This is a genomic window from Chondromyces crocatus, assembly GCF_001189295.1.
GTDB lineage: Bacteria > Myxococcota_A > Polyangia > Polyangiales > Polyangiaceae > Chondromyces > Chondromyces crocatus.
Map to the genome: position 1 here is coordinate 9,944,915 of NZ_CP012159.1, position 22,651 is coordinate 9,967,565.

The following is a 22,651-nucleotide window of genomic DNA, read 5'->3' on the forward strand; positions in this document are numbered from 1 at the left end:
CGATCAATACCCCAGGTCGAAACCGCCGGACGCCTTCTTCGTGCTTCCACTCGGCCGCTTCCACTCCGGACGCGTCGAGGGCGCAGGACGCGTGGTGGAGGGTGTGCCCGTCGTCCCTTGCTCGGGAACCTCAGGGGTCTCGGTCGGGGTCTGCTCAGGCGTGGCGTCCGGCGGCTGCGGTGTCTCTTCGACAGGAGCCTGGGGTTCCGCCGTGGACCTGGCGTCACGCACGGTGCCCGAGATCACGCTGGGGTGGGGGGACGCTGCCGGAGGGTCTCCCTTCGGTTGCTCCTTCGGCGGCGTGGCGCCGCCGTCCTGAGCGGCGTCCTCGGATCCTCCGACGAGGAGCACGACGACCACGAGGAGGGAAAAGAGGACCGCGGTGGCGACAGCGCCGAGCGCGACGATGCGCCGCGCGAGGGGCGGAGGGACCTGCAGGGTGCGGGCGATGGTCTGCCAGATGTCCTCGGGGCCGGCGGGGACCGGGAACGGTGCGCCAGGGCCTTGAGCTCCACCCGCCAGCGGCTCCGTGGACGGAGGCAGAGGCGCTCCAGCCACGGGGCCGCCAAGGCCTCCAGCCAGGTAGAGGGCGACCTCGGCGTCCGCTTGGAGGAAGGCAGGCGGGGCGATCTCACCAGGCGTCACGGGGAGCACTGGCGCGCTCTCGCGGGGATTCGAGACGGGCCCAGGGTGGGGATTCGAGGGGACGCTCGATCGGGGGCTGGAAGGAACGCCTGAGCGAGGCTCGGAAGGCGAAGGCTGCGGTGTGGGGGTGGTCAGCGCGGGTTTGCTGGATCTGGGGTTCGCCGAGAGGGGGAGCGAGGCGTCGGCCAGCGGAGGCGGCGCTTCGGGCAGGCCGAGGCCGCTCAACGAGGCCGTGCGGGACACGGCGGCTTCCAGGGCGACGCGCGCCTGAAGGAAGACCTCCGCGGGCATCGGGTCGCTGGGTGAAGACGGCTCGTCTTCCACGGTCGACGCCGCTGGCGGAGGCAAGGAGGGGACGCCGAGACCCCGAGGGCTCCGGCTGGATGCAGGCCGGGCGATGGCCGAGAACTCGGCCGCCATCTCCATCGCCCCCTGGAAACGCCGATCCGGATCTTGCTGGAAGGCGCGGACGAAGAAGGCGTCGAGCTCCGGCGGCAGGCCAGGGAGGAACTGCGAGGCGAGCGGCGCAGGCTCGATGCAGACCTTGATGATCAGCTCGGCGATGGAGTCGGCGGTGAAGGGCTTCGAGCCGGTGATGGCGCGGAAGATGATGACGCCGAGCGACCAGAGATCGCTGCGGTGATCGACGGTGCGATGCCCGCGGGCCTGCTCCGGGCTCATGTAGGTCGGGGAGCCGAGCAAGGTCCCCGTCTGGGTCTCGTGTCCGAGGGAACCCCAGCGCACCTTGGCCACGCCGAAGTCGAGCAGCTTGACGATCTCCTCGTCGTCGACGTGGGCGATGAAGATGTTGGTGGGCTTCAGGTCGCGGTGAACGATGCCGCTCTCGTGGGCACGCCGCAGCCCCTTCGCAGCCTGGGTGAGGATGGGCTCGAAGTCTTCGAGCGACATCCTGCCGACACGCCGCAGCCGCCCGCCGAGGTCTTCCCCTTCGAGCAGCTCCATCACGATGTACGGCGGCGAGTCGTCGTCGACGCCGTGATCGAGGACCTGGACGACGTGGGGGGAGCGGATCTGCGCCGCAGCGCGGGCCTCCCGCTCGAAGCGCTGGCGCGCATCCGGGGCCTCACCCGCGCCCGCTTCCATGAACTTGATGGCCACCGGCATGTCGAGCCGGAGGTGGCGCCCGCTCCAGACGGTACCCATGCCACCGCGACCCACGAGCCGCTCGAGCCGGAACTTGCCGGCGACGATATCTCCCGGTGCGGTCATCCTGCCGTTTGCGATCGGCGCTGGTCGGGGCTCTCCGCCACCGGCCTCAACGCGCAGGGATCAGTCAGTCGGCTGAGCGCGTTGTGGAAGAATGGCCGGAACGTCATCTCTCGGTAGCCCATGATCAGGTGGGAGGGACATCGTAACACGACGCACGCGATACCGGCAGCCGCCCTGGTGGATGGGCTGACCCCAGGCATGGCGTCGCCCGCCTCCTGGATGACCTCGCCCTCCTGACCGCGCCTTCGGCTCGCGACCTCTCCATTTTCGGCTAACGTGCGCGCCCGTGCGCTCCAGGTTCCCGCTCGTCGCGGCTCTGTTTCTGATCTCGGGCGCAACCGGCCTCCTTTACGAGGTCGCGTTCTCCAAGCTCCTCGCTTACGTCTTCGGCGCCACCGCTTACGCGGTGAGCACGGTTCTGGCGGCTTTCATGGGAGGGCTCGCGCTCGGCGCTCACTTCGGGGGTCGCCGAGCCTCCCGACTGCGCCACCCGCTCGTGGCGTACGGGAGCCTGGAGATCTTGGTGGGAGCGGTCTGCGCCCTGTCTCCTTTCGCCTTCGAGGCCTTGACCTCCGTCTACGTGCAGGTGGCCCGCGCAGCCCCTGGCTCGCTCGCCGTCCTGACGGTGGTCCGCGCAGGGCTGACGGGCCTGGTGGTGGTCATCCCCACGATGGGGATGGGCGCCACGTTGCCCGTGCTGTCCCGCATCGTCGCGGCCGCAGCAGGGGGGTCTTCGTCGACCGGCGAAGACCCCGGGGCGGCCCGGCGCCTCGCGACGCTCTACGCGATCAACACGGCGGGCGGCGCGCTGGGTGCCTTGTCGGGGGCTTACCTGGTGCTGCCTGCGCTGGGGATCCGGGGCACGATCTGGGTGGCCGCCGTGGCGAACTTGCTGGTCGGTGCGGTGGCCATCGCAGCGGGACGTCACGTCGAGGTGCCCGCCACGACGAGCGAGCTTCCGGCCCGGGAGACCGCGGACGAGTCCTCCGGCGCGTCGACGAGCGCTGCAATGGAAGCAGCCGCGCCCGCCGAGACAGCGGCCGTGCCCTCTGCGCCGTCGACGTCTTCCTTCGGGCTCACGCCACGCTTGCTCGTCGGGCTGGCGTTCTCCTCGGGCTTCCTGGTCTTCGCAGCAGAGGTCATCCAGACGCACCTGCTCGCGCTGCTCATCGGCAACAGCGCCTACGCCTTCGGGCTGATGCTCGCGGTGTTCCTCGTCTGTCTGGCGCTCGGAGCCGCACGCGCACCCGGGTTTGCGAGGCGCCACGGAGCCGGAGCGCTCTGGCGCGGGCTGGCGGTGACCGCGCTGGCGCTCGCCTTGACCTTGCCCCTCTGGGATCAGCTTCCTCACCTGTTCACGTTCGCGGGACGGCACGTACATTCCTGGACCGGTCGCGAACTGGTACGAGCGCTCGCGGCGTTCGCGATCCTGGCGCTCCCGACGCTGTACATGGGCACCACGTTCCCGCTCCTGCTCCAGCAGGTCGCGGGACGCGCCGATGTCGCCGCGCGCGTCGGTGTGCTCACGTCGGTGAACACGCTCGGCACCATCGCCGGCTCGATCGGAACGGGCTACGTCATCCTCCCGGTGCTCGGCTCTCAGCGCGCGCTCGGCGCGGTGGCTGCGGGCTTCGGGCTGGCGGCAGCCCTCGCGGCGATGGCACTCGGCCGCGACGCACGAGCCCAGCGAGAGCGCGCCCTCGCGTTCGTCACCACGGGAGCCGCGGCACTCCTCGCGCTGCTCATGCCCCGCTGGGATCTCGCGCGCCTCACCAGCGGGGCCAACGTTTACTTCGTGATGGGTCCCCCGCCCGATGGGATCGACTTCGTGCGCGAGGACGTGCACGGCGGCGTGACCACGGTGGTCCACCGTGCCGGGATCACCACGATGTACACGAACGGCAAGTTCCAGGGCGACGATGGGCCGGAGATGGTGGCGCAGCGGCGCTTCGCTCACTTCCCTTCCCTGTTCGTCCCGGAGACCCGTCGCGCGCTGGTGATCGGCCTCGGCACGGGCACCACCCTGGGCACGCTGGCCGCCTATCCCTGGCAGCGCCTGGACGTCGCCGAGATCTCTCCTGCCATCGTCGAAGCGGCGCGCGCGTACTTCGCTGGCCCGAGCCGCAGCGCACTCGACGATCCGCGCGTGCACCTGTCGCTCAACGATGGCCGCAACGAGCTGCTGGTCGCCACCGAACCCTACGATCTGGTCACGATGGAGGTGACCAGCATCTGGTTCGCTGGCGCCGCGACGCTCTACAGCCGGGAGTTCTACGAGCTGGTGCGCGCTCGCCTGTCGGAGCGAGGCATCCTTCAGCAGTGGGTTCAGCTCCATCACATCCGGCCCCGGGAGCTCGCCACCGTGATCCGCACCTTGCGGAGCGTCTTCCCTCACGTGGCGCTGTTCGCGGGGGGCGGGCAAGGAATCCTGGTCGCCAGCGCCAGGCCGCTCGTGGCCTCGGAGGCGCACCTCGAGGAGCTGGAAAAGCGGCCAGCGTTGCGCGAGACGCTGGAGGGGCGGCGGCTCGACGAGCTGCTCGGTGAGCTCCTGTCCTCGGGCGAGGACCTCGATCGCTTCGTCGCCGATGTGGCAGCCAACGACGGAGGCCCCATCGTCTCGACCGACGACAACCTCTACCTCGAGTACGCGACCCCCAAGGGCAACGTCCTCGACTACCCGACGTCCTTGCGCGCCACCCTCGATCTGCTGGAGCGGTACCGCACCCCCGATCCGAGGGCGCGGCACCTGGGCCCTTGAAGGCCCTGGAGTTGGGGTTCGTTCAGGGGGCGGGCGGAGGCGGCTCGGGGGCCAGGTTCTCGGGGGCCGCGCTCTTCTTGAGATCCTGCTCGCGCCTCTTGCGGTCGTACTCCTTCACCTGATCGCCGGTGGGCCGGTACTGCGGCGGCGGTGGCGGCAGGCGCTTCGCCATGGCGTCAGCGGCACGCTTCTTCCGCTCCTCGGTGCTCAGCACATCGAGGGCGAAGCCGCCCGCATAGGGATCTCTGCCGAGGAAGGGACGACCGTTCACCTCGGCGACGTGGAACTCCACGCGCCGGTTGTCGCTCCGACCCGAGGCGAGCGCGTTCGGAGCGAGCGGCTTGTCCTCTCCGAAGCCCACGGCGAGGAGGCGAATGGGATCCACGCCCTGGTCGACCATCCAGTGCGCCACCGCGAGCGCTCGCTGTGCGCTGAGTTCGAGGTTCTTGTCTTCGCTGTCCCGAGCGTCGGTGTGGCCCTCGATCCGCAGCCGGCTCACCTCGGGGTGATCGCTCATGAACTGGAGCAGCGTCTTCAGGACCTTCTCGCTGCCGGGCCGGATGATGGCCTTGCCCGTATCGAAGACGATCTTTCCTTCGATGAAGATCTGGGCCTCGCCGCTGTGCTCCGACCAGGGCTTCTCCGGGTACCAGCCCGGGAGCTGGGCCTGCGTCTGCTCCTTCGGCACCTCGCGCGGCGGGAGCCGGTTGTCCCAGCACCCGATCGAAGACGACACGCCGACGAGGAAGGACACGGCAATGCCGACCTTCCTCAGAGCCCACGGGGATGGCCGATCGTCCCCGTGGAGTCTCCGGGTCTCGACGCCATCCCGCATCTTGTTCCAGTCCATGTCACGCCCAGCGTGTCAGAACCCGGCCGGCGGACGCAAGGAAGTCGCCGGGGGGCCGCACCAGATGAGGTCCAGAAACCGAACCGTCGGGACCGCGACGGGCGCGTCAGGACCCCGTAGACCACCTCGAAGCGCCTTTCTCGCCTCCCCACCTGGCCCCACCCCATGAACCGGCACGCCCAGCATGGTAGGAAGAGGCCGAACATGGTCGCGACCCACCCCGACGCGAACGCCTCCGTCGAGCCCAAGCTGAGCCGCCTCCGGGCCCGCCTGCGCGAGCTCGGCTCGGTCCTCGTCTGCTACTCCGGCGGCGTTGACAGCGCCTTCGTGCTCGCGGTAGCGCACCAGGAGCTCGGTCCGCGCGCCGTGGGCATGACCGCCGTCTCGCCCAGCCTCGCGCCCGCCGAGAAAGAGGAAGCCGCTTCGATCGCGCGCCTCATCGGCGCCGAGCATCGCCTGGTCGAGTCACACGAGATCGACGACCCCAGCTACGTCGCCAACAACCCCGACCGGTGCTTCCACTGCAAGAGCGAGCTGTACCGCCTCGCCCTCCACAAGCAGCGCGAGTGGTCCCTCTCCGCCATCGTGAACGGCACGAACGTCGATGATCTCGGCGACTACCGCCCTGGGCTCGACGCTGCCCGCGAGGCCGGCGTGGTGAGTCCGCTCGTCGAGCTGGGCTTCACCAAGGCCGACGTCCGCGCCGGCGCGGCATCGATCGATCTTCCCATCTGGGACAAACCCGCCGCCGCGTGCCTGTCCAGCCGCATCCCCTACGGGACCCACGTCACCAGGGAGCGACTCGCGCAGATCGGCGGCTTCGAAGCCGATCTGCGAAGCCTGGGGTTCCGACAGGTGCGCGTCCGCTACCATGACGAACTCGCCCGCATCGAGATCGATCTCGCCGAGCTCACCCGCGCCGCCGAGCCGGAGACCCGCGCCGCCATCGTCGACGCCGGCAAGCGCCACGGCTTCCGGTACGTCACCCTGGATCTCGGTGGTTACCGCATGGGAAGCCACAACGAGGTGCTGGTCGGCCGTGCCCTCCGGGTCGTGAGCTGAGGCGACGGTGGGACGCTTCGATCACCTCGCCACACGGCCGGCCCGCGGTCCCGCCGACATCCTCCGTTGGAAGGTGCTCGACCCCCTCACCGGCAAGCACGGCAAACCGCGCCGTGACGCCGAGCCCTTCGTCACCCCGACCCGCCCTTGGTCGCGCGATCTGGTCCTCAGCGGTGCCCCCAGCCTCACCTGGATCGGCCACGCCTCGTTTCTGCTCTCGATGGGTGGCACGCGTGCCCTCCTCGATCCCGTCTGGCGCGACGCCCCTGGCCCCCTCCGCCGCCTCGTGCCGCCCGGCATCCCGCTCGCGGACCTGCCCTCCATCGACGCGGTGCTCCTCACGCACAACCACCGCGATCACTTCGACACGTGGACCCTGGAGCGCCTCGGCGCTACCCCCGTCTACGTCGCTCCCCTCGGCCATGCCGCCCTGCTCCGGAGCGTCGGCGCCACGAAGATCGTCGAACTCGACTGGTGGCAGAGCGCCACGGTCGGGAGCCTCGAGATCACCCTCGTCCCCGCGCGGCACTGGTCCATGCGGGCCCCCTGGGATCGTAACGACGCCCTGTGGGGTGGGTATCTCGTCCGTGGCCCCGAGGGCACGGCCTACCACTCCGGGGACACAGCGTTCTTCGACGACTTCGCCCGCATCGGAGAGCGCGCCGGGACCATCGACTGGGCCATGCTCCCCATCGGGGCTTACGAGCCACGGTGGTTCATGAAGCCGCAGCACATGAACCCGGACGACGCCGTGGAGGCCTACCATCTGCTCGGCGCCCGCAATTTCGTCGCCATGCACTGGGGAACGTACCAGCTCACCGACGAGCCACCGGGCGAGCCTCCCGCACGCACACGGGCGCTCTGGGCCGAGCGGAAGCTCCCTGAGGCGTCCCTGTGGCTCCTCGATGTCGGCGAGACCCGCGCGCTCGGTCGCTGAGCACGCCTGGCCCACGCCTCACAGCACCACCCCCCTCGCGCCCCCATTCTTCCATCCGCCCCTGATTCTCGGGGACTCCGGGCTCCCTTCGACCCCGTTGACGGCGCCCCCTCGCCAGAATACTTCGCATACAAAAGTTCTACACACGAGGGATGCGGATGGCGAACGAGCTGCGTTTCGACGGTAGGGTCGCAATCGTCACCGGCGCTGGAGGAGGGCTCGGGCGAGCACACGCCCTGCTCCTCGCGAGCCGCGGCGCCAAGGTCATCGTCAACGATCTGGGCGGGAGCATGCATGGGGGCGGCAAGAACTCCGCCGCCGCGGACAGCGTCGTCGAGGAGATCAAGGCGGCAGGTGGCGAGGCCGCAGCCAACTACGACTCGGTCGAGGAGGGTGGCCGTATCGTGCAGGCGGCGCTCGACCATTTCGGCCGCATCGACATCGTCATCAACAACGCCGGCATCCTGCGGGACGTCAGCTTCCACAAGATGACCGAGGAGGACTGGGACCTCATCTACCGCGTCCACGTCCTCGGCAGCTTCCGCGTGACCCACGCGGCCTGGCCTCACCTCAGGGACCAGGGGTACGGCCGGATCGTCATGACGGCCTCCGCCGCCGGCATCTACGGCAACTTTGGCCAGGCAAACTACAGCATGGCGAAGCTCGGCCTCGTCGGCTTCGCCAATACGCTCGCGCTCGAAGGCAAGAAGCGCAACGTCCTCGTCAACACCATCGCCCCCCTGGCGGGTTCGCGGCTCACCGAGACGGTGCTCCCCAAGGAGATCATCGACAACCTCAAGCCCGACTACGTGAGCCCGCTGTGCGCCTACCTCGTCCACGAGAGCTGCACCGACAATGGAGGGCTCTTCGAGGTCGGCGGCGGCTTCTTCGCCAAGCTGCGCTGGGAGCGCGCCGAGGGCGCCACGCTTCGCCTGGGCCGCCCCTTCACCGTGGAGCAGATCGCTGCGCGCTGGGGCGAGATCAGCGGGTTCGAGAAGGCGTCGCATCCCGCCAACATCGCGGAGTCGATGCAGCCGGTGATGACCAACCTGGAGGCGGGCCCCAGCAAGGGCGGCAACGATCTCATCGATGTCGATCTCGCCCTCGGCTACGAGTACCCCTCACTCCGATCGCGCTACGACGAACGAGATCTCTCGCTCTACGCGCTCGGCGTCGGTGCCGCCACCGATCCGCTCGACGACAAGGAGCTGCGCTTCGTCTACGAGATGCACAAGGATGGCTTCTTCGCGCTGCCCACCTTCGGGGTCATCCCCGCCATGGGCGCCCTGGTCGAGCAATACAAGCAGGGCACCAAGGCTCCTGGCCTCAACTACGGCTTCGAGCGGCTCCTCCACGGCGAGCAGTACACCGAGATCCGTCGCCCGCTCCCCCCGAACGCGAAGCTCACCCACCGCATCCGGATCAAGGACATCTGGGACAAGGGCAAGAACGCGGTGGTCGTCACCGAGGTGCGTAGCTCCGACGAGTCGGGCGAGGAGCTCTTGTACAACGAGTACACCTCCGTCATCCGCGGTGCCGGAGGCTGGGGCGGCGATCGTGGCCCGGGCGCCGAGGTCAACGCGCCGCCGGATCGCGCGCCCGATGCCACCATCACCGAGAAGATCGGCCCCAACCAGGCCCTCCTCTACCGGCTGTCGGGTGACGTGAACCCGCTGCACGCCGACCCCACCTTCGCCACCAGCTTCGGGTTCCCGAAGCCCATCCTGCATGGCCTCTGCACGTTCGGCTATGCCGGCCGGCACGTGCTGCGCGCGTTCGACATCGATCCGCGCCTCTTCAAGAGCATCAAGGTCCGCTTCTCCGAAAGCGTGTTCCCCGGAGAGACGCTCGTCACCGAGATGTGGAAAGAGTCCGATACCCGCATCGTGTTCCGCTGCAGGGTGCAGGAGCGCGACAAGCCCGTGCTCTCTGCCGCGGCGATCGAGCTGCACACCGAGATCCCGAAGCCCAAGGCGAAGGCGGTCTCTGCAGCCGCGGCGACACCTTCCACGGCGCAGGGAGGTGGAAGCGAGGACGTGTTCATCGCCATCCGCGACTACCTCGAGAAGAACCCCGATCACGTCGCCAAGATCGCCACCATCTTCCAGCTCAAGCTCGCCAACCCCGACAGCACCTGGACGCTCGACGTCAAGAACGGCAAGGGCGCCGTCCTTCAAGGCGCCACCGATCTCAAGCCCGACGTCACCCTGGAGCTCAGCGACGCCGACTTCATCGGCATGGCCACCGGCAAGGTCGACCCGATGAAGCTCTACTCCGGTGGGCAGCTCAAGATCTCGGGCAACATCATGGCCTCCCAGAAGCTCGGCTTCCTCAAGAAGATCGATCCCGAGCAGGCCAAGGCCGCCGTCGCTGCGTACCGCGCCAAGCAGGGAGGCGCTGCGACCGGCTCGCCCGCAGCACCGACCGCGGTGCAGGGAGGCGGGAGCGAGGACGTGTTCATCGCCATCCGCGACTACCTCGAGAAGAATCCCGATCACGTCGCCAAGATCGCCACGGTCTTTCAGCTCAAGCTCGCCAACCCCGACAGCACCTGGACGCTCGACGTCAAGAACGGCAAGGGCGCCGTCCTTCAAGGCGCCACCGATCTCAAGCCCGACGTCACCCTGGAACTCAGCGACGCCGACTTCATCGGCATGGCCACCGGCAAGGTCGACCCGATGAAGCTCTACTCCGGCGGACAGCTCAAGATCTCGGGCAACATCATGGCCTCCCAGAAGCTCGGCTTCCTCAAGAAGATCGATCCCGAGCAGGCCAAGGCCGCCGTCGCCGCGTACCGGAAGCAGCAAGGTCAGGGAGGCGGCGCGGCCCCCTCCGCAGCAGCGTCCGGAGGCCAGCAGAGAGCTTCGCAGCCTGCAGGTGCTGCGGTACAGGACGTCCTGGAGAAGCTTCCGGGAGCGCTCGGTGCGAAGGCCCAGGAAATCGGGGCGGTGGTACAGCTCCAGCTCACCGCGCCGGATCAGGCGTGGGTCCTCGACTACGCCGAGGGACGGTCGGAGCTACGGCCGGGAGAAGCGAAGGGCGCGGAGGCCACGGTGCGCATCGCCGGGGACGATCTGGTGGCGCTCACCCGAGGAGAAGCACGCCTGTCATCGCTGTTCCAGCATGGCAAGGTGAAGGTCGACGGTGATGTGCGCGTCGCGAAGAGGCTGGGCCTCCTCGAGGGGCTGCTCGCCGGGAGCGCAGGAAAGCAGAGCTGAGGAGGTTGCCATGAGTCGACGAGTCAACGTGATCGGCGTGGGGATGGTGAAGTTCCAGAAGCCCGGCGCCAGCGACGATTACAACGTGATGGCCGCGAAGGCGGCCCGGACCGCGCTCGAAGACGCGGGCGTTCCTTACGAGGACGTCGAGGAGGCCTACGCGGGCTACGTCTACGGCGACAGCACGTGTGGTCAGCGCGCGCTGTACGAGGTGGGCCTGAGCGGCATCCCCATCGTCAACGTGAACAACAACTGCGCGACCGGCTCCACCGCGCTCTACCTGGCGCGGCAGGCCATCGAGGGAGGGCTCGCCGAATGCGTGCTCGCCCTTGGTTTCGAGCAGATGGAGAAGGGCGCGCTCGCGTCGAAGTTCACCGATCGCACCAACCCGATGGACAAGCACGTCGGCCTGATGAGCGACGTGCAGGGCTTCGGCGATGCGCCGCCCACCGCGCAGATGTTCGGTGGGGCTGGCCGTGAGTACCGCTGGAAGTACGGCACCAAGCGGGAGACCTTCGGCAAGATCGCCGAGAAGGCACGCAAGCATGCGTCGAAGAACCCTTACGCCCTGTTCAACCAGGTCCTCTCCCTCGACGAGATCATGGCCTCTCCCGAGGTCTTCGATCCGCTGACCCGCTACCAGTGCTGCCCGCCCACCTGCGGGGCAGCCGCCGCGGTGCTCTGCTCCGAAGACTACGCGCGCCGCAAGGGCATCCAGAACCCGGTCTGGATCGCCGCGCAGGCCATGACCACCGACGTGCCCTCGGTCTTCGGCGAACAGAGCATGATCAAGATGATCGGCTACGACATGACCGCACTCGCCGCGAAGAAGGTCTACCAGAAGGCAGGCCTTGGTCCCGAGGACGTCAAGGTCGTCGAGCTGCACGACTGCTTCACCGCCAACGAGCTGCTCACGTACGAGGCACTCGGGCTGTGCAAGGAGGGCGAGGCCGAGAAGTTCATCTGGGACGAGGACAACACCTACGGCGGCAAGTACGTCACGAACCCTTCGGGCGGCCTGCTCTCCAAGGGCCATCCCCTTGGCGCCACGGGCCTCGCCCAGTGCACCGAGCTCGTGTGGCAGCTCCGCGGTAAGGCCGATCAGCGACAGGTCGAGGGCGCGAAGGTCGCGCTCCAGCACAACCTCGGCCTCGGTGGCGCTTGCGTCGTCACCATGTACCGACGCGACTGAGCTTCATACGTCCCGAGGGCCGGCCGCCCAGCACTTCGCACGCACGGCACGCCGGCCCCCGGGAACGCGATGTTCCTCGTCTGCGTCGGTGCAGGCGTTCCTTCACATCACCCACCGCAAATGAGTTCGCGACGAGCGCTCATCTACCAGCGAGCAGGTACGCCGCAATCCCTGCTGCGAGCATCACCCCCACACCACCAGCAGCGACCACCATGCGCCATCCGCGCAGCACGCCCCCCGTGGCATCCTCTTCGAGCTCTCGAATCGTCGCGTCCAGTGCAGCGATCACCGCGCGCGCGTTCGGGCTTCGCTCCTCCGGATCCTTCTCCAGAAGCTTCCTCGCCAGCGTCTCCAGGGTCTGCGGCACACGCACGCCTTGCGCGCGCTCTTTGATGGGGGGGACCGGCGCCTTCCGGTGCTTCGCGAACATCTCGCTCGGCGTCGCCGCATCGAACGGGTGAAGTCCAGAGAGCATCTCGTAGAGCACCACGCCCAGCGCGTAGAGATCGGAGCGTTTGTCGATGGAGCGCATCCCGAGGGCGGCCTCGGGTGCGAGGTAGGCCATCGTGCCCATCACCACCCCTGCCTGGGTCAGCTCGTGGTTCGCCTCGACACCGACGCGCAGCTCGTCCACCGGCACGCGGGCCAGGCCGAAATCGATGACCTTGACCACCTCGTCGCCGCCGTCAGGTCCTGCGCAGACCATCACGTTCAGCGGCTTCATGTCGCGGTGGATGATGCCCATGTCGTGCGCCGCGTTCAGCCCGACGGCGATCTGCCGCGCGATCTTCGCCGCGCGGAGCGGCTGCATCGGCCCGTGCTCGATGAGCGAGCGCAGCGTCACCCCACGCACGTACTCCATCACCATGCACCAGGTCCCGTCCTCGAGCTGGATGACCTCGTGCACTGCCGCGACGTTCGGGTGATAGATGTGCCGCCCGGCGATCGCCTCTCGCTTGAAGCGATCGACCAGCTCGGGGAGCTGTTCGGTATCCGGGTGAAGGATCTTGAGCGCGACCTCCTCGCCGTTACCGATCACCCTGGCGCGGAGCACCGCCGCCAGCCCGCCCATGGCGACGAGATCCTCCACCTTGTAACGATCGAGGATGGAGCGACCGAGAAAGGCCATCGCGCGCGCCCGCGCCACGTCGCTCACTGCGCCGCCCGCGAGCTGCCCGTCCACCGTCATCCTGGCCCGCCTCCGCCTCCAGCCATCGCGTTCAGGCGCCGGAGTCTCGCCTGGAAGGCCTCGGAGATCCAGGGCTTATCGGCGGAGAGCCCCGCCCCGAGCGAGCCGGGCTACTTCGCGACGAGCGCCCCACCCCGACCTTCCGAGAGCGACCCGGCGCGCCGCACCAGGTTGATGAACTCCTGCTGCTCTTGCGCCTGGCCAGCGGCCGACACCGCGATGCGCTCCACCTCCGCGAGCTTCCAGCTTCGCGCATGCGGGCTCTGCCTCAGGATCTCGGCGAACCCCGCGACCGCCGCACCGAACCGGAAGTTGGCCGGGGCAGCCTCGAAGCTCGATGCCATGGCGCTCGGATCCATCCGCACCAGCGTCTCGTCCGCTTTATCGGATCCCAGAGGCGTCTTGTGGCGCAGCCGAACGACGACCGGCGCCTTTGCCGCCACCTTCCCGCTCCGCAGCTCCAGCTCGTAGAACGCCGTGACGCTGTGCCCCGACCCGATCTCCCCAGCGTCCACCTTGTCGTTCCGGAAATCCTTGTCGGCCACGTCGCGATTCTCGTAGCCGATCAGCCGGTAGGTCTTCACCAGGTCGGGATCGATCTCCACCTGGATCTTCACGTCGCGCGCGATCACCTCCAGCGTCCCGTCGATCTGCTCCGAGAACACCCGCCGCGCCTGCGTCTCGCTGTCGATGTAGTAGTAGTTCCCGTTCCCCTCGTTCGCGAGCCGCTCCATCATCGTGTCCTGGTAGTTCCCCATCCCGAAGCCGATGGTCGACAGGGTGATGCCCTTGTCCCTGGCATGCTTGATGGTCTTCAGGATCTCCTGGTGTGACGTCGCCCCGACGTTCGCGTCCCCGTCCGACAGCACCATCACCCGGTTCACGTGACCTGGCACCAGGGTGCGCTGCGCGAGGTTGTAAGCGAGATCGATCCCGCTCGACATCGCCGTCGAACCACTCGCCGAGAGGTCGTCGATCGCCGCGAGGATCTTGCTCCGCTGCTCGATGCCCGTCGGCGCGAGCACCTCGCGGACGCTCCCCGCATAGGTGCAGAGCGCGACCGTGTCTCCCTTTCGCAGCGAGTCGGTGAGCAAGCGGAGGGACTTCTTCGCCAGCCCCATCTTGTCCGCCGACTCCATCGAGCCGCTGGTGTCGACGAGGTACACCAGGTGGACTGGCTTCCTCTCCGAGGACGAGATCCGCTTGCCCTGCACGGCGACTCGGAGCAGGTGGTGACCCTGGGTGTAGGGCGAGGGCGCGGCCGTGAGGTGGACGGCGAACGGCCCACTCTTCGGCGTCACGTAGCCGTACTGAAAGTAATTGAGGAACTCCTCTGCCCGCACCGCCTGAAAGGGAGGCAGCGTGCCTTCCATGATCTTGCGGCGCGAGATCGCATACGAAGCCGTGTCGACGTCGACCGCGAAGGTGGAGAAGCGATCCTTCAACGGGTCGGTGAACGGGTTCACGCCATAGTCCGTGTAGCCCTCGCGGCCCGGCGTCTCCGGAGGCGGCGCGGCGACGACACCAGGCTCCTGCACGGGCGCAGCAGCCAGTTTGGCCTCGGCTGCGCTCTTCTCCTGCGGTCCCTCCAGCCGGCGGGCATCCTCCTTGGCGACCTTCGAGGGAGCCTGCGCAGGAGGAGGCGGCGGCGGAGCAGGGGGCGCAGGCGCCGCTGCGACGCTGACCGAGCTCTCGTCCGCCATGGCCACCTGCTCTGGTGCAGCCAGCATGTCCGACGCCGAGACGGCTGCACCTGCCGTCGTGCGCCGGCCGCTCTCTGGCGAGGACGGGCTCGCGGAGAACGACTTCTCGGGCGCAGCGCCACAGCCGGCGAGCAGTGCAGGGATCATGGTCGAGACGACGAGCTTCACGGTGCGTGCGCGCATGGGATTCCTCCTGGGTGCGCGCAGAGAACGATGCCTTCGAGGAGACCTTACAGCTCCGCGCCGGAAACCTCTCAGCCCGGCCGTGACAGCCGATTCCAGCCGCCGAGAAGCCGCCGCGCCCTCGCCCGGAGAGCGTTTGGCTCGGAGGGCCCGAGAGGGCGCGTTGACAGACCAAGCGTCATCGTGAACCGTGGCCTTCCATGGGTGCTCTCTGGGATGCTCGCTTCGACTGGCTCGGGTGGGGTGGCACGCTGCTGGTAGGGGCGTTCCTCGCTGGAGCGTGCTCCGGGGATGAGGCGGCGCGAGGCCCCTCCAGCCATGGCGATGGAGGCCATGGGGGCGACGCGGGGAGCGGTGATGCTGGCGGCGGAGCCACAGGAGGCGGCGACGCAACAGGTGGCGCAGGCCCTGGGGGTGGTGGTCCTCAGGAACCGCTGTGTGGTTCGTCGGATGTGCAGCCGCCGACGCCACCGAGCTGCACCAGCGGCGCCCCGGGCACAGGGGCTCACTGTGGTCCCGAGGGGACGAGCTGCTGCGCGAGCCACCTCGTCCCTTGCGGCACCTACCGCCCCGGGTATGACGGCGTCACCTTCGACTACCCGTCACCTCCCGCCACGGTCGGCGACTTCCAGCTCGACGTGTACGAGATCACCGTCGGCCGCTTCCGTGCCTTCGTCGACGCTGGCCAGGGCACGCAGGAGGCCCCCCCGGCCATCACCGCAGGGAGGCACCCGCGCATCTCCAACAGTGGCTGGAGGACAGAGTGGAACATCGCCCTGCCGACCAGTACCTCCGTGTTGCGCACCCGCATCCGCTGCCACGATGTGCACACCACATGGACCGACGCCCCGGGTCCGAATGAAGCCCTGCCGATGAACTGCATCAGCTGGTTCGAGGCGTTCGCATTCTGCGCCTGGGATGGTGGTCGCCTGCCCACCGAGACGGAGTGGAACCACGCTGCGGCAGGGGGAGACCAGCAGCGAGAGTACCCTTGGGGTTCGGGCATCGACGACACCCGCGCCGTTTATGGCTGCCTCCAGGGCAACTGCTCCGCCGACTTCATTTCTGCCGTCGGCTCCCGCTCCCCCGGTGGAAACGGGCGCTGGGGCCACACCGATCTCGCCGGAAGCATGACCGAGTGGACGCTCGACTGGTTCGTCGCGAACTTCACGCCCGGTTGCGTCGACTGCGCCAGCGTCGACCTCGGAACGGAGCGCGTGCTTCGTGGCGGCGGCTTCATCAGCCCGGCCACCCCTCTCCTCGCTGCCTACCGGAACAAGGCGCCCCCCATCGTGGGTGATGTCGCGGGTCGTTATCGTCACGTGGGCGCTCGATGCGCCCGCGACCTCTGACGACCGCGAGCGATTACTTCGGACTCCCGCTCGCCGCCGCGGAGGGCTGAGACACCACGCTGCCTCGCGTCGACGCGAGGCGGTGTCCGATCCCGATCACCAGCGCCACGACCACCGCCACCGTGAGCGCGCTCCCCGCACCGACCAGCACGAGCACGGTCCACCGCGTCCGCGGAGCGACGTTCCGCGAGGAGGGCGTCATCGCCTGGAACTCGACACCGGACGAGGCGGTCATCCGGGAAGGCGCGGACGACGGCCCTTCGCCGGTCGAGAGGCTCGAGGCCGGGTAACGCGGCTGGAGGGGAGCCGAAAGCATCGCGGGGTGGCTCGGCAAGACCGCTCGCGCCCCGAACGCCGAAGCCGGCACCGGAAGGGGAGTCCCGACCGGCGCAGGCACCGGCGTGCTCGGGACGGGTGTCCCGACCGGCGTTGAGGGAGACAGCCTGGATTGGGGGGTCCCGACCGGTGCTGCCACAGGTGCCATCGGCGCGGGAGGCATCGGTGCGGGAGGCATCACCCCTCCCGGTGTCGATGAGGGCCTCGGAGCCGACGCTGGAGCGGCCCCCATCGCTGCTGGTCCCGACCCCATCGCTGCCGGTCCCGAAGCGGATGGCGCAGCCGGCAAGGATGCTGCGAGCGGCGTGCCCACCGCAGCGCCACTGCTGGGCTGGACGCGCGCCGCCGCAGCCACCGAGTCACGCCACAACTTCGAGGGTCCCGATGGATCCAGCAACGTCAGCGGTACGGGCCTGAAACTCGACGCTGGTACCGTCGCGGCGTCCTCCTCCCGCACCGCCGGCGCCTGGGCGACGGTCGCGATCTGGTCCTCATCCGCGGCTCCTGGCAGCACCATGATGGCGGTCCCGTTCCCGGAGACCGCCACGCCACTGGACGACGAGATCGGCGGACGGCGCCAGCTCTCCGAGCTTCCCCAGACATCCTCGGCGCCCGCGCAGGGCTTCAGTAGCCCCACCAGCTCCTCCGCGGACTGCACCCGCTGCGCTACCTCCCGCACCATGCAGCGCGAGACCACCTGCGCGAGCTGAGGATCCAGCTCCGGGAGCAGCGATGAAAGCTGCGGGATCGGCGCCGACACGATGTCGGCGATCACCGAGATGCTCTTGTTCGTGAAGGGCCTTCGCCCCGCGAGCATCTCGAACAGCACGATCCCCAGGGACCACACATCGGTCCGGTGATCGATTCCCCTGTCTGCTTTCGCCTGCTCCGGGCTCATGTAGGCCGGAGAGCCCACGATCTCTCCCGTTCGCGTCATCGGCGGGCCATCGCCAACCAGGAACTTTCCCACGCCGAAGTCGAGCACCTTCACCTGATCCAGCCCCGTCTCCGGGTCACGGTGCAGGAAGATGTTCGATGGCTTGAGGTCGCGGTGGATGACCCCCAGCGCATGCGCCGCGATCAACCCTCGGGCGACCTCCAGAGCGATCGCTGCGGCCTTCATCGGCGCGATCCGTCGCTCCCGCTTCAGCCGCTCGGCAAGCGTCTCGCCTGCAAGGCGCGGCATGACCAGGAAGGGCTCGCCGCGAGCCGCCTCTCCCGCATCGAGCACCTCGACCACATTGCGGTGGCTGACGCGCCCGAGGATCCTTGCCTCCAGGATCGAGCGCTCACGCAGCTCCGAGTCGCCGCCCGTGATGAGCTTGATCGCAACCTCGCGATCGGTGCGCTCGTTGAGCGCAGCCCATACCTCGCCAGCAGCGCCGTCGCCCAGCAGGTGTTGCAAGCGGTACTTGCCGGCGATGAGCGTGCCTTGACGCATCGCGCGACAGCGTATCGCGTGGTCGCCCGCGATACCATCGGGGACCCGGTGAACTGACGGGGGGCAGGGCAGACAATGCCCTACCCCGTCAATGTCCTATCTCAACCCCGCACGAGCCGCCTTGGCACGCTCATCGCGTTCCTTCATGTGCTCGAGGATGATCACCGCCGTCTCCTCGATCGCCCGCCCCGTGACGTCGACCACGGGCCATTCCGGGTGTGCGCGGAAGATCGAGTTCGCGTACTCCAGCTCCTGGCGCACGTGCTCTCGCATCGCGTAGTTGGTCTCCGGAGGCATCCCGAGCTGCCGCAGACGCGCCTGACGGATCTCGCAGAGCTGCTCCAGGCCGATGGTCAGCGCGACGACCCGGTCTTGGGGAGCATCGAGCAGCTCGATGGGCGGCGGCACCCCGAGCACCAGCGGCTGGTTGGCGATCTTCAGACCACGCTGCGCGAGCAGCGTCGACAGCGGGGTCTTCGAGGTGCGCGACACCCCGATGAGCACCACGTCGGCCTTCTTGAAGTTGCGCGGCTCCTTGCCGTCGTCACTCTTCACCGCGAACTCGACGGCCTCGATCCGACGGAAGTACTCCTCGGTCAGCGGCAGCATTGCGCTCGGCAGGTTGATCGGCTCGCGATCGAGGAACGTCCCCAACCGGCCGATGAGGGAGCCGATGATGTCGATGGCTTCGACCTGGAGGTCCGCCGTCAGGCCGTAGACGAACTCCCGAAGCTCGGGGCTCACCACGGTGAAGACCACCAGCGCGCCTTCCTTTGCCGCACGCTCCAGCACCGGACGTGCCACTTCCTGCGTGCGCACACGGGTGTGCAGCCGGATCTGCACACCCGCCTCGGGAAACTGGAGCAGCGCGGCACGGACGACCTTCTCGGCCGTCTCGCCCGTCGAGTCACTCAGAACGTCGATGTACTTGGGTTTGTCGCTCAGCAAGACAGCCACGAAGACCTCGATCTGGATGCAGGACTGCGGCCGACTGGAGCCTCTCGCTCCGCCTGCCACGCTCGTCAGGTCTTATCGTAGTCCCGCGGTGCGCGCACGAAGACATCAGCCAAACAGACCCTTCAACCGATCCATGAAGGACGCCTGTTGCGGATGCACACCTTCGCCCATCTCTCGCGCAAGCTGCGCGATCAGCTCTTTTTGCTGCGCCGTCAGCTTCGTGGGCACCTCCACGGTCACCTCGACGAGCTGATCTCCGCGACCGCCCATGACGCGACGCGGTATCCCCTTCCCCTTGACACGAAGTACCATCCCCGGCTGCGTCCCCGCTGGGATCTTCAGCTTTCCCTTCCCTTCGAGCGTCGGGATTTCCAGCTCGCCACCGAGCGCCGCCTGCGGGAACGAGATGGGCAACGAGCAGACGATGTCGTCACCCACCCGCCGAAACAGCTCGTGTGGCGAGACGCGCACCGTGAGTTCAAGATCCCCTGCTGCGCGATCGGGACGGGGTGCGTTTCCGGCGCGTTCGACGAGGCGCGTCGCCCCGTTCTCCACGCCTGCCGGCATGGTGACCTCGATGGTGCGCTCCTTGGTGACGAGCCCGGCGCCCCTGCACGTCTTGCAGGGATCGATCACGATCCGCCCTGTTCCCCTGCACCGCGCGCAGGCGCGCTCGAGCGCGATGGGCAGCACGCCTTGCTGTACGCGCACCCGCCCCCGACCGCTGCACGCCGAGCAGCGCTCTGGCGTCGACCCGGGCGCCGACCCCGAGCCGCTGCAATCCGAGCACGCCTCCACGCGCTCGTAGGTCACGTCCTTCGTGCAGCCGAACGCCGCCTCTTCGAACGTGATCTTCACCTCTTTCTGCAACGTCCCACGGTCGCCGTGCCGGAACCCGAGAGCGCCGAGCAGGTCGCCGAAGATGGCGTCCAGGTTGAGGTCGTTCACGTCGAAGGGGACCCCCTGGAACGGTCCCCCGGCCCCGCCGGCGACGGCCGGGCCGAAGCGATCGTAGGCCGCGCGCTTCTGAGGATCGCTCAGGATCTGGTACGCGGCGTTGACCTCCTTGAAGCGCTGCTGCGCTCCAGGGTCATCCGGGTTCCGATCCGGGTGATGCTGAGCGGCCAGCCGTCGGAACGCGCCCTTGATCTCGTCCTGCGTCGCCGACTTGTCGACGCTCAGTACATCGTACGGATCCCGCACGAGGCGGGAATAGCATGGGGGGCGCTCGCGGGACAGAAGCTCGGGCGCCAAACGACCCGGCGCCACCGCAGCCCCTCCGTCATGTCGCCTCCCAGCGGACGAGTTCCCGCTTCAGCACCTTGCCGGTCGGGTTCCGCGGCAGCTCGTCCAGAAACACCACTTCCCGAGGCACCTTGGGCCTGGCCACCCTGACGCGGCAGTGCTCCTTCAGCGACTCCTCGGTGACCTCGGTTCCGGGCCTCCGCACCACGAAGGCCCGCACCCGCTCGCCCCACTCGCGATCCGCCACCCCCACCACGGCCGCCTCCGCGACGTCTGGGTGCTCGTGCAGCGCCGCCTCCACCTCGGCGGGGTACACGTTCACGCCGCCGGAAATGATCATGTCCCGCTTGCGTCCCTCGATGAAATAGCGACCGTCCGCGTCACGTCGCGCCAGATCTCCGACCGTGAAGAACCCATCCAGCGTCGCCTCCCGCGTGGCCTCCGGATCACGGTGGTATCCCTCGATCAGCAGCAAGCTCCGCGCGTACAGCTCGCCCACTTCACCGATCGCACAGTCCCGTCCCGACTCGTGGATCAGCCGGATCTCCACGCCGGGGACGGCCTTCCCGATGGTCGCCGGCGCAGCATGCAGGTCGGCCGGCTTGGCGAGGGTCACCAGACCGACCTCGGTCGCTCCGTAGAAATTGTAGAGCTTGTCACCGAATGCTCCGAGCACCTCCGTCGCGAGCTGCGCTGGGAGCGGCGCCCCCCCGGCGACGATCATGCGCAGCGAGGAGGTGTCGTACTGGCGAAGACGCTCCTTCCCCAGCTCCATCACCCGGTGAAGCATGGTCGGCACCACCGCCGTCGAGGTCACCCGGTAACGCTGAAGTGCCTCCATGAACAGCTCCGGCTTGAACTCCCGGAGCACCACCACCTTCGCGCCGACCACGAAGTTCATGCTCGCAAATGCGAACGCCGTCGCGTGGTAGAGCGGGCAGACCACGAGGTGCGTATCCCCCACGTGCATTGGCGTCTCGCCGATGAACGCCAGCGTCGCCGCAGCAGCATCCTTCGGGAACGTGCGGACCGCGCCCTTCGGCTTCCCTGTCGTGCCGGAGGTGTACATCACCACCGACCCAGCCTCGCTCCGGTCCGGCGCCCCGCCCCCCTCCGCGCCAGCCACCACATCGTCCAGGGAACGGAACCCTGGCACAGCGCCTCCCACGGCGATCATCCGCTCGCGCGCAATGCCCGAGAGCTGTGGCGCCGCCTCCTCGATCAGACCCGCCAGCTCGGCATCGAAGAAGAGGGCCCCCGCCCCCGAATGACTCGCCAGGTAGACCAGCTCCGGCACCGTCGACCGCCAGGACGCCGAGACCGCCGCCGCGCCGATCCGCGACACGGCGGGCTGCACTACCAGGAACTCCGCCCGGTTCTTGAGCATCACCAGCGCGCCACGCCCCGGCCCGATCCCCCAGCCGTGCAGCACGGACCCCAGCCGATCGATGGCGTCGTCGAGCACTCGAAATGAGTACGTCCGGTCCTCGCCACCGGCCTCGCTGAAGCTGCGCGCATCGACGAGCGCCACCGCGTCTGGTGTGTTCTCCGCGTGGAACTTGAAGATCGACGACGGCCCCGACTTCCCTCGGAGCAGCTCGCTCACCAGGCACCGCGCGCCGCGCCAGTGCATCGCCGTGTGCAACCCCGTCTGCACGACCACCCGGCTTGCGGTCCGCGCCTTCCAGACAGCGAAACGCGCCCTCGCCTGCGCGCCCCCCAGCACTTCGCGCATCTTCATCCAGCGACTTTACTCCCGCCAGGGCGGGCCGTGGTAGTGTCGCCACGTGAGTAGCCCCGATCGACGCTCGGCCAACCGCTCGGCCATCGAGCTGAGCGTCGAATACAAGCGGCTCAACACCTTCTTCGCCGACTACACCCGCAACATCTCCAAGGGCGGCACCTTCATCCGGACCGACCGCCCCCTCGGCCTCGGCACGGAGTTCATCTTCGCCTTGCGCATCCGCGGCCTCGACGAACCGCTGCGCATCCGCGGCCGCGTGAAATGGGTGGTGCTCCCCGAGGAGGCCGGGGGCGATCGACAACCCGGCATGGGCATCGAGTTCCAGTGGAACAACGACACCGAGCGCCTCGACACCGAACGTGTCGTGGAACGCCTCATGACCTCCGAGCTGGGAGAGGTCCTGGCAGCGCGCCTGCTCGGCAAGAAAGTGGACGACCTGGCTCGGTAGCGGGCTCTCGAGGCGGCGTCGCCTTCGCCGCCTGCGACGCTCTCCAGGACACATCGACGACCAAGAGCATCACCTCCTGAACGCCGCGCATGTTCCAGAGCGCATCGCTCCCGGGAGGCGTCGCCGCCAGATCATGGGGTCTCTCGGGGCAGGCCTCGTCC

15 protein-coding genes are annotated in these 22,651 nt (G+C 68.5%); 7 read left to right on the top strand and 8 right to left on the bottom strand.

Going from position 1 to position 22,651, the window contains the following annotated elements; translation table 11 throughout:
- Positions 1-3: 3 nt before the first annotated feature.
- On the bottom strand, positions 4-1,875 hold the full coding sequence (locus tag CMC5_RS35970; protein ID WP_050434636.1) for a serine/threonine-protein kinase: 1,872 nt from the start codon (positions 1,873-1,875) through the stop codon (positions 4-6).
- 286 nt (positions 1,876-2,161) lie between these two features.
- Here CMC5_RS35970 and CMC5_RS35975 point away from each other — a divergent pair, with 286 nt between their 5' ends.
- Positions 2,162-4,633, top strand: a complete 2,472-nt coding sequence (locus tag CMC5_RS35975; RefSeq protein ID WP_050434637.1) for a fused MFS/spermidine synthase — start codon at positions 2,162-2,164, stop codon at positions 4,631-4,633.
- 22 nt (positions 4,634-4,655) lie between these two features.
- Here CMC5_RS35975 and CMC5_RS35980 read toward each other — a convergent pair whose 3' ends face one another.
- A complete protein-coding gene (locus CMC5_RS35980) occupies positions 4,656-5,387 on the bottom strand; it encodes an OmpA family protein (protein ID WP_245678020.1) in 732 nt (243 codons plus the stop codon).
- Between the two features lie 300 nt (positions 5,388-5,687).
- On the opposite strand from CMC5_RS35980, the gene larE reads away from it, so the two are divergent.
- The 4 genes from larE (at position 5,688) to CMC5_RS36000 (ending at position 11,892) form a co-directional block, all read left to right on the top strand.
- Positions 5,688-6,545 (top strand): ATP-dependent sacrificial sulfur transferase LarE, encoded by an 858-nt coding sequence (gene larE / locus CMC5_RS35985; protein ID WP_050434639.1) that lies wholly within the window; start codon positions 5,688-5,690, stop codon positions 6,543-6,545.
- Between the two features lie 7 nt (positions 6,546-6,552).
- Positions 6,553-7,482 carry an MBL fold metallo-hydrolase gene (locus CMC5_RS35990; protein WP_050434640.1) on the top strand — a complete coding sequence of 310 codons (930 nt, stop codon included), beginning with the start codon at positions 6,553-6,555 and terminating at the stop codon, positions 7,480-7,482.
- Positions 7,483-7,640: 158 nt separating this feature from the next.
- Positions 7,641-10,700, top strand: a complete 3,060-nt coding sequence (locus CMC5_RS35995; protein ID WP_050434641.1) for a peroxisomal multifunctional enzyme type 2 — start codon at positions 7,641-7,643, stop codon at positions 10,698-10,700.
- Positions 10,701-10,710: 10 nt separating this feature from the next.
- Positions 10,711-11,892 carry a lipid-transfer protein gene (locus CMC5_RS36000; protein WP_050434642.1) on the top strand — a complete coding sequence of 394 codons (1,182 nt, stop codon included), beginning with the start codon at positions 10,711-10,713 and terminating at the stop codon, positions 11,890-11,892.
- A 139-nt stretch (positions 11,893-12,031) separates the two neighbouring features.
- Here the strand turns inward: CMC5_RS36000 and CMC5_RS36005 are convergent, their stop codons facing one another.
- The gene (locus CMC5_RS36005) at positions 12,032-13,081 is read right to left on the bottom strand and encodes a serine/threonine-protein kinase (RefSeq protein ID WP_050434643.1); all 1,050 of its coding nucleotides are present in this window, start codon (positions 13,079-13,081) and stop codon (positions 12,032-12,034) included.
- A 110-nt stretch (positions 13,082-13,191) separates the two neighbouring features.
- Positions 13,192-14,967, bottom strand: coding sequence for a vWA domain-containing protein (locus CMC5_RS36010; RefSeq protein ID WP_050434644.1), 1,776 nt, complete (start codon positions 14,965-14,967; stop codon positions 13,192-13,194).
- A gap of 200 nt (positions 14,968-15,167) precedes the next feature.
- Here CMC5_RS36010 and CMC5_RS36015 point away from each other — a divergent pair, with 200 nt between their 5' ends.
- A complete protein-coding gene (locus CMC5_RS36015; protein WP_050434645.1) occupies positions 15,168-16,319 on the top strand; it encodes a formylglycine-generating enzyme family protein in 1,152 nt (383 codons plus the stop codon).
- A 13-nt stretch (positions 16,320-16,332) separates the two neighbouring features.
- Here CMC5_RS36015 and CMC5_RS36020 read toward each other — a convergent pair whose 3' ends face one another.
- The 4 genes from CMC5_RS36020 to CMC5_RS36035 form a co-directional block, all read right to left on the bottom strand.
- Entirely contained in the window at positions 16,333-18,096 is a 1,764-nt protein-coding gene (locus CMC5_RS36020) for a serine/threonine-protein kinase (protein ID WP_050434646.1), read from the bottom strand.
- 96 nt (positions 18,097-18,192) lie between these two features.
- Complete coding sequence (locus CMC5_RS36025) at positions 18,193-19,053, bottom strand: pyruvate, water dikinase regulatory protein (RefSeq protein WP_245678022.1); 861 nt, start codon at positions 19,051-19,053, stop codon at positions 18,193-18,195.
- Between the two features lie 105 nt (positions 19,054-19,158).
- Positions 19,159-20,256: a molecular chaperone DnaJ gene (gene dnaJ, locus CMC5_RS36030; protein WP_050434647.1), complete on the bottom strand. Its 1,098-nt coding sequence runs from the start codon at positions 20,254-20,256 to the stop codon at positions 19,159-19,161.
- A 79-nt stretch (positions 20,257-20,335) separates the two neighbouring features.
- The gene (locus CMC5_RS36035; RefSeq protein WP_050434648.1) at positions 20,336-22,039 is read right to left on the bottom strand and encodes a class I adenylate-forming enzyme family protein; all 1,704 of its coding nucleotides are present in this window, start codon (positions 22,037-22,039) and stop codon (positions 20,336-20,338) included.
- Between the two features lie 46 nt (positions 22,040-22,085).
- Here CMC5_RS36035 and CMC5_RS36040 point away from each other — a divergent pair, with 46 nt between their 5' ends.
- A complete protein-coding gene (locus CMC5_RS36040; RefSeq protein WP_050434649.1) occupies positions 22,086-22,490 on the top strand; it encodes a PilZ domain-containing protein in 405 nt (134 codons plus the stop codon).
- Positions 22,491-22,651 lie beyond the last annotated feature (161 nt).

What these genes read in the sequence shown, in the direction of transcription:
- CMC5_RS35970 (WP_050434636.1), bottom strand. Translation starts at nt 1,875, where the DNA reads ATGACCGCACCGGGAGATATCGTCGCCGGCAAGTTCCGGCTCGAGCGG.
- CMC5_RS35995 (WP_050434641.1), top strand. Translation starts at nt 7,641, where the DNA reads ATGGCGAACGAGCTGCGTTTCGACGGTAGGGTCGCAATCGTCACCGGC.
- CMC5_RS36020 (WP_050434646.1), bottom strand. Translation starts at nt 18,096, where the DNA reads ATGCGTCAAGGCACGCTCATCGCCGGCAAGTACCGCTTGCAACACCTG.
- CMC5_RS36015 (WP_050434645.1), top strand. Translation starts at nt 15,168, where the DNA reads ATGGGTGCTCTCTGGGATGCTCGCTTCGACTGGCTCGGGTGGGGTGGC.
- CMC5_RS36005 (WP_050434643.1), bottom strand. Translation starts at nt 13,081, where the DNA reads ATGACGGTGGACGGGCAGCTCGCGGGCGGCGCAGTGAGCGACGTGGCG.
- larE (WP_050434639.1), top strand. Translation starts at nt 5,688, where the DNA reads ATGGTCGCGACCCACCCCGACGCGAACGCCTCCGTCGAGCCCAAGCTG.
- CMC5_RS36010 (WP_050434644.1), bottom strand. Translation starts at nt 14,967, where the DNA reads ATGCGCGCACGCACCGTGAAGCTCGTCGTCTCGACCATGATCCCTGCA.
- CMC5_RS36035 (WP_050434648.1), bottom strand. Translation starts at nt 22,039, where the DNA reads ATGAAGATGCGCGAAGTGCTGGGGGGCGCGCAGGCGAGGGCGCGTTTC.
- CMC5_RS36000 (WP_050434642.1), top strand. Translation starts at nt 10,711, where the DNA reads ATGAGTCGACGAGTCAACGTGATCGGCGTGGGGATGGTGAAGTTCCAG.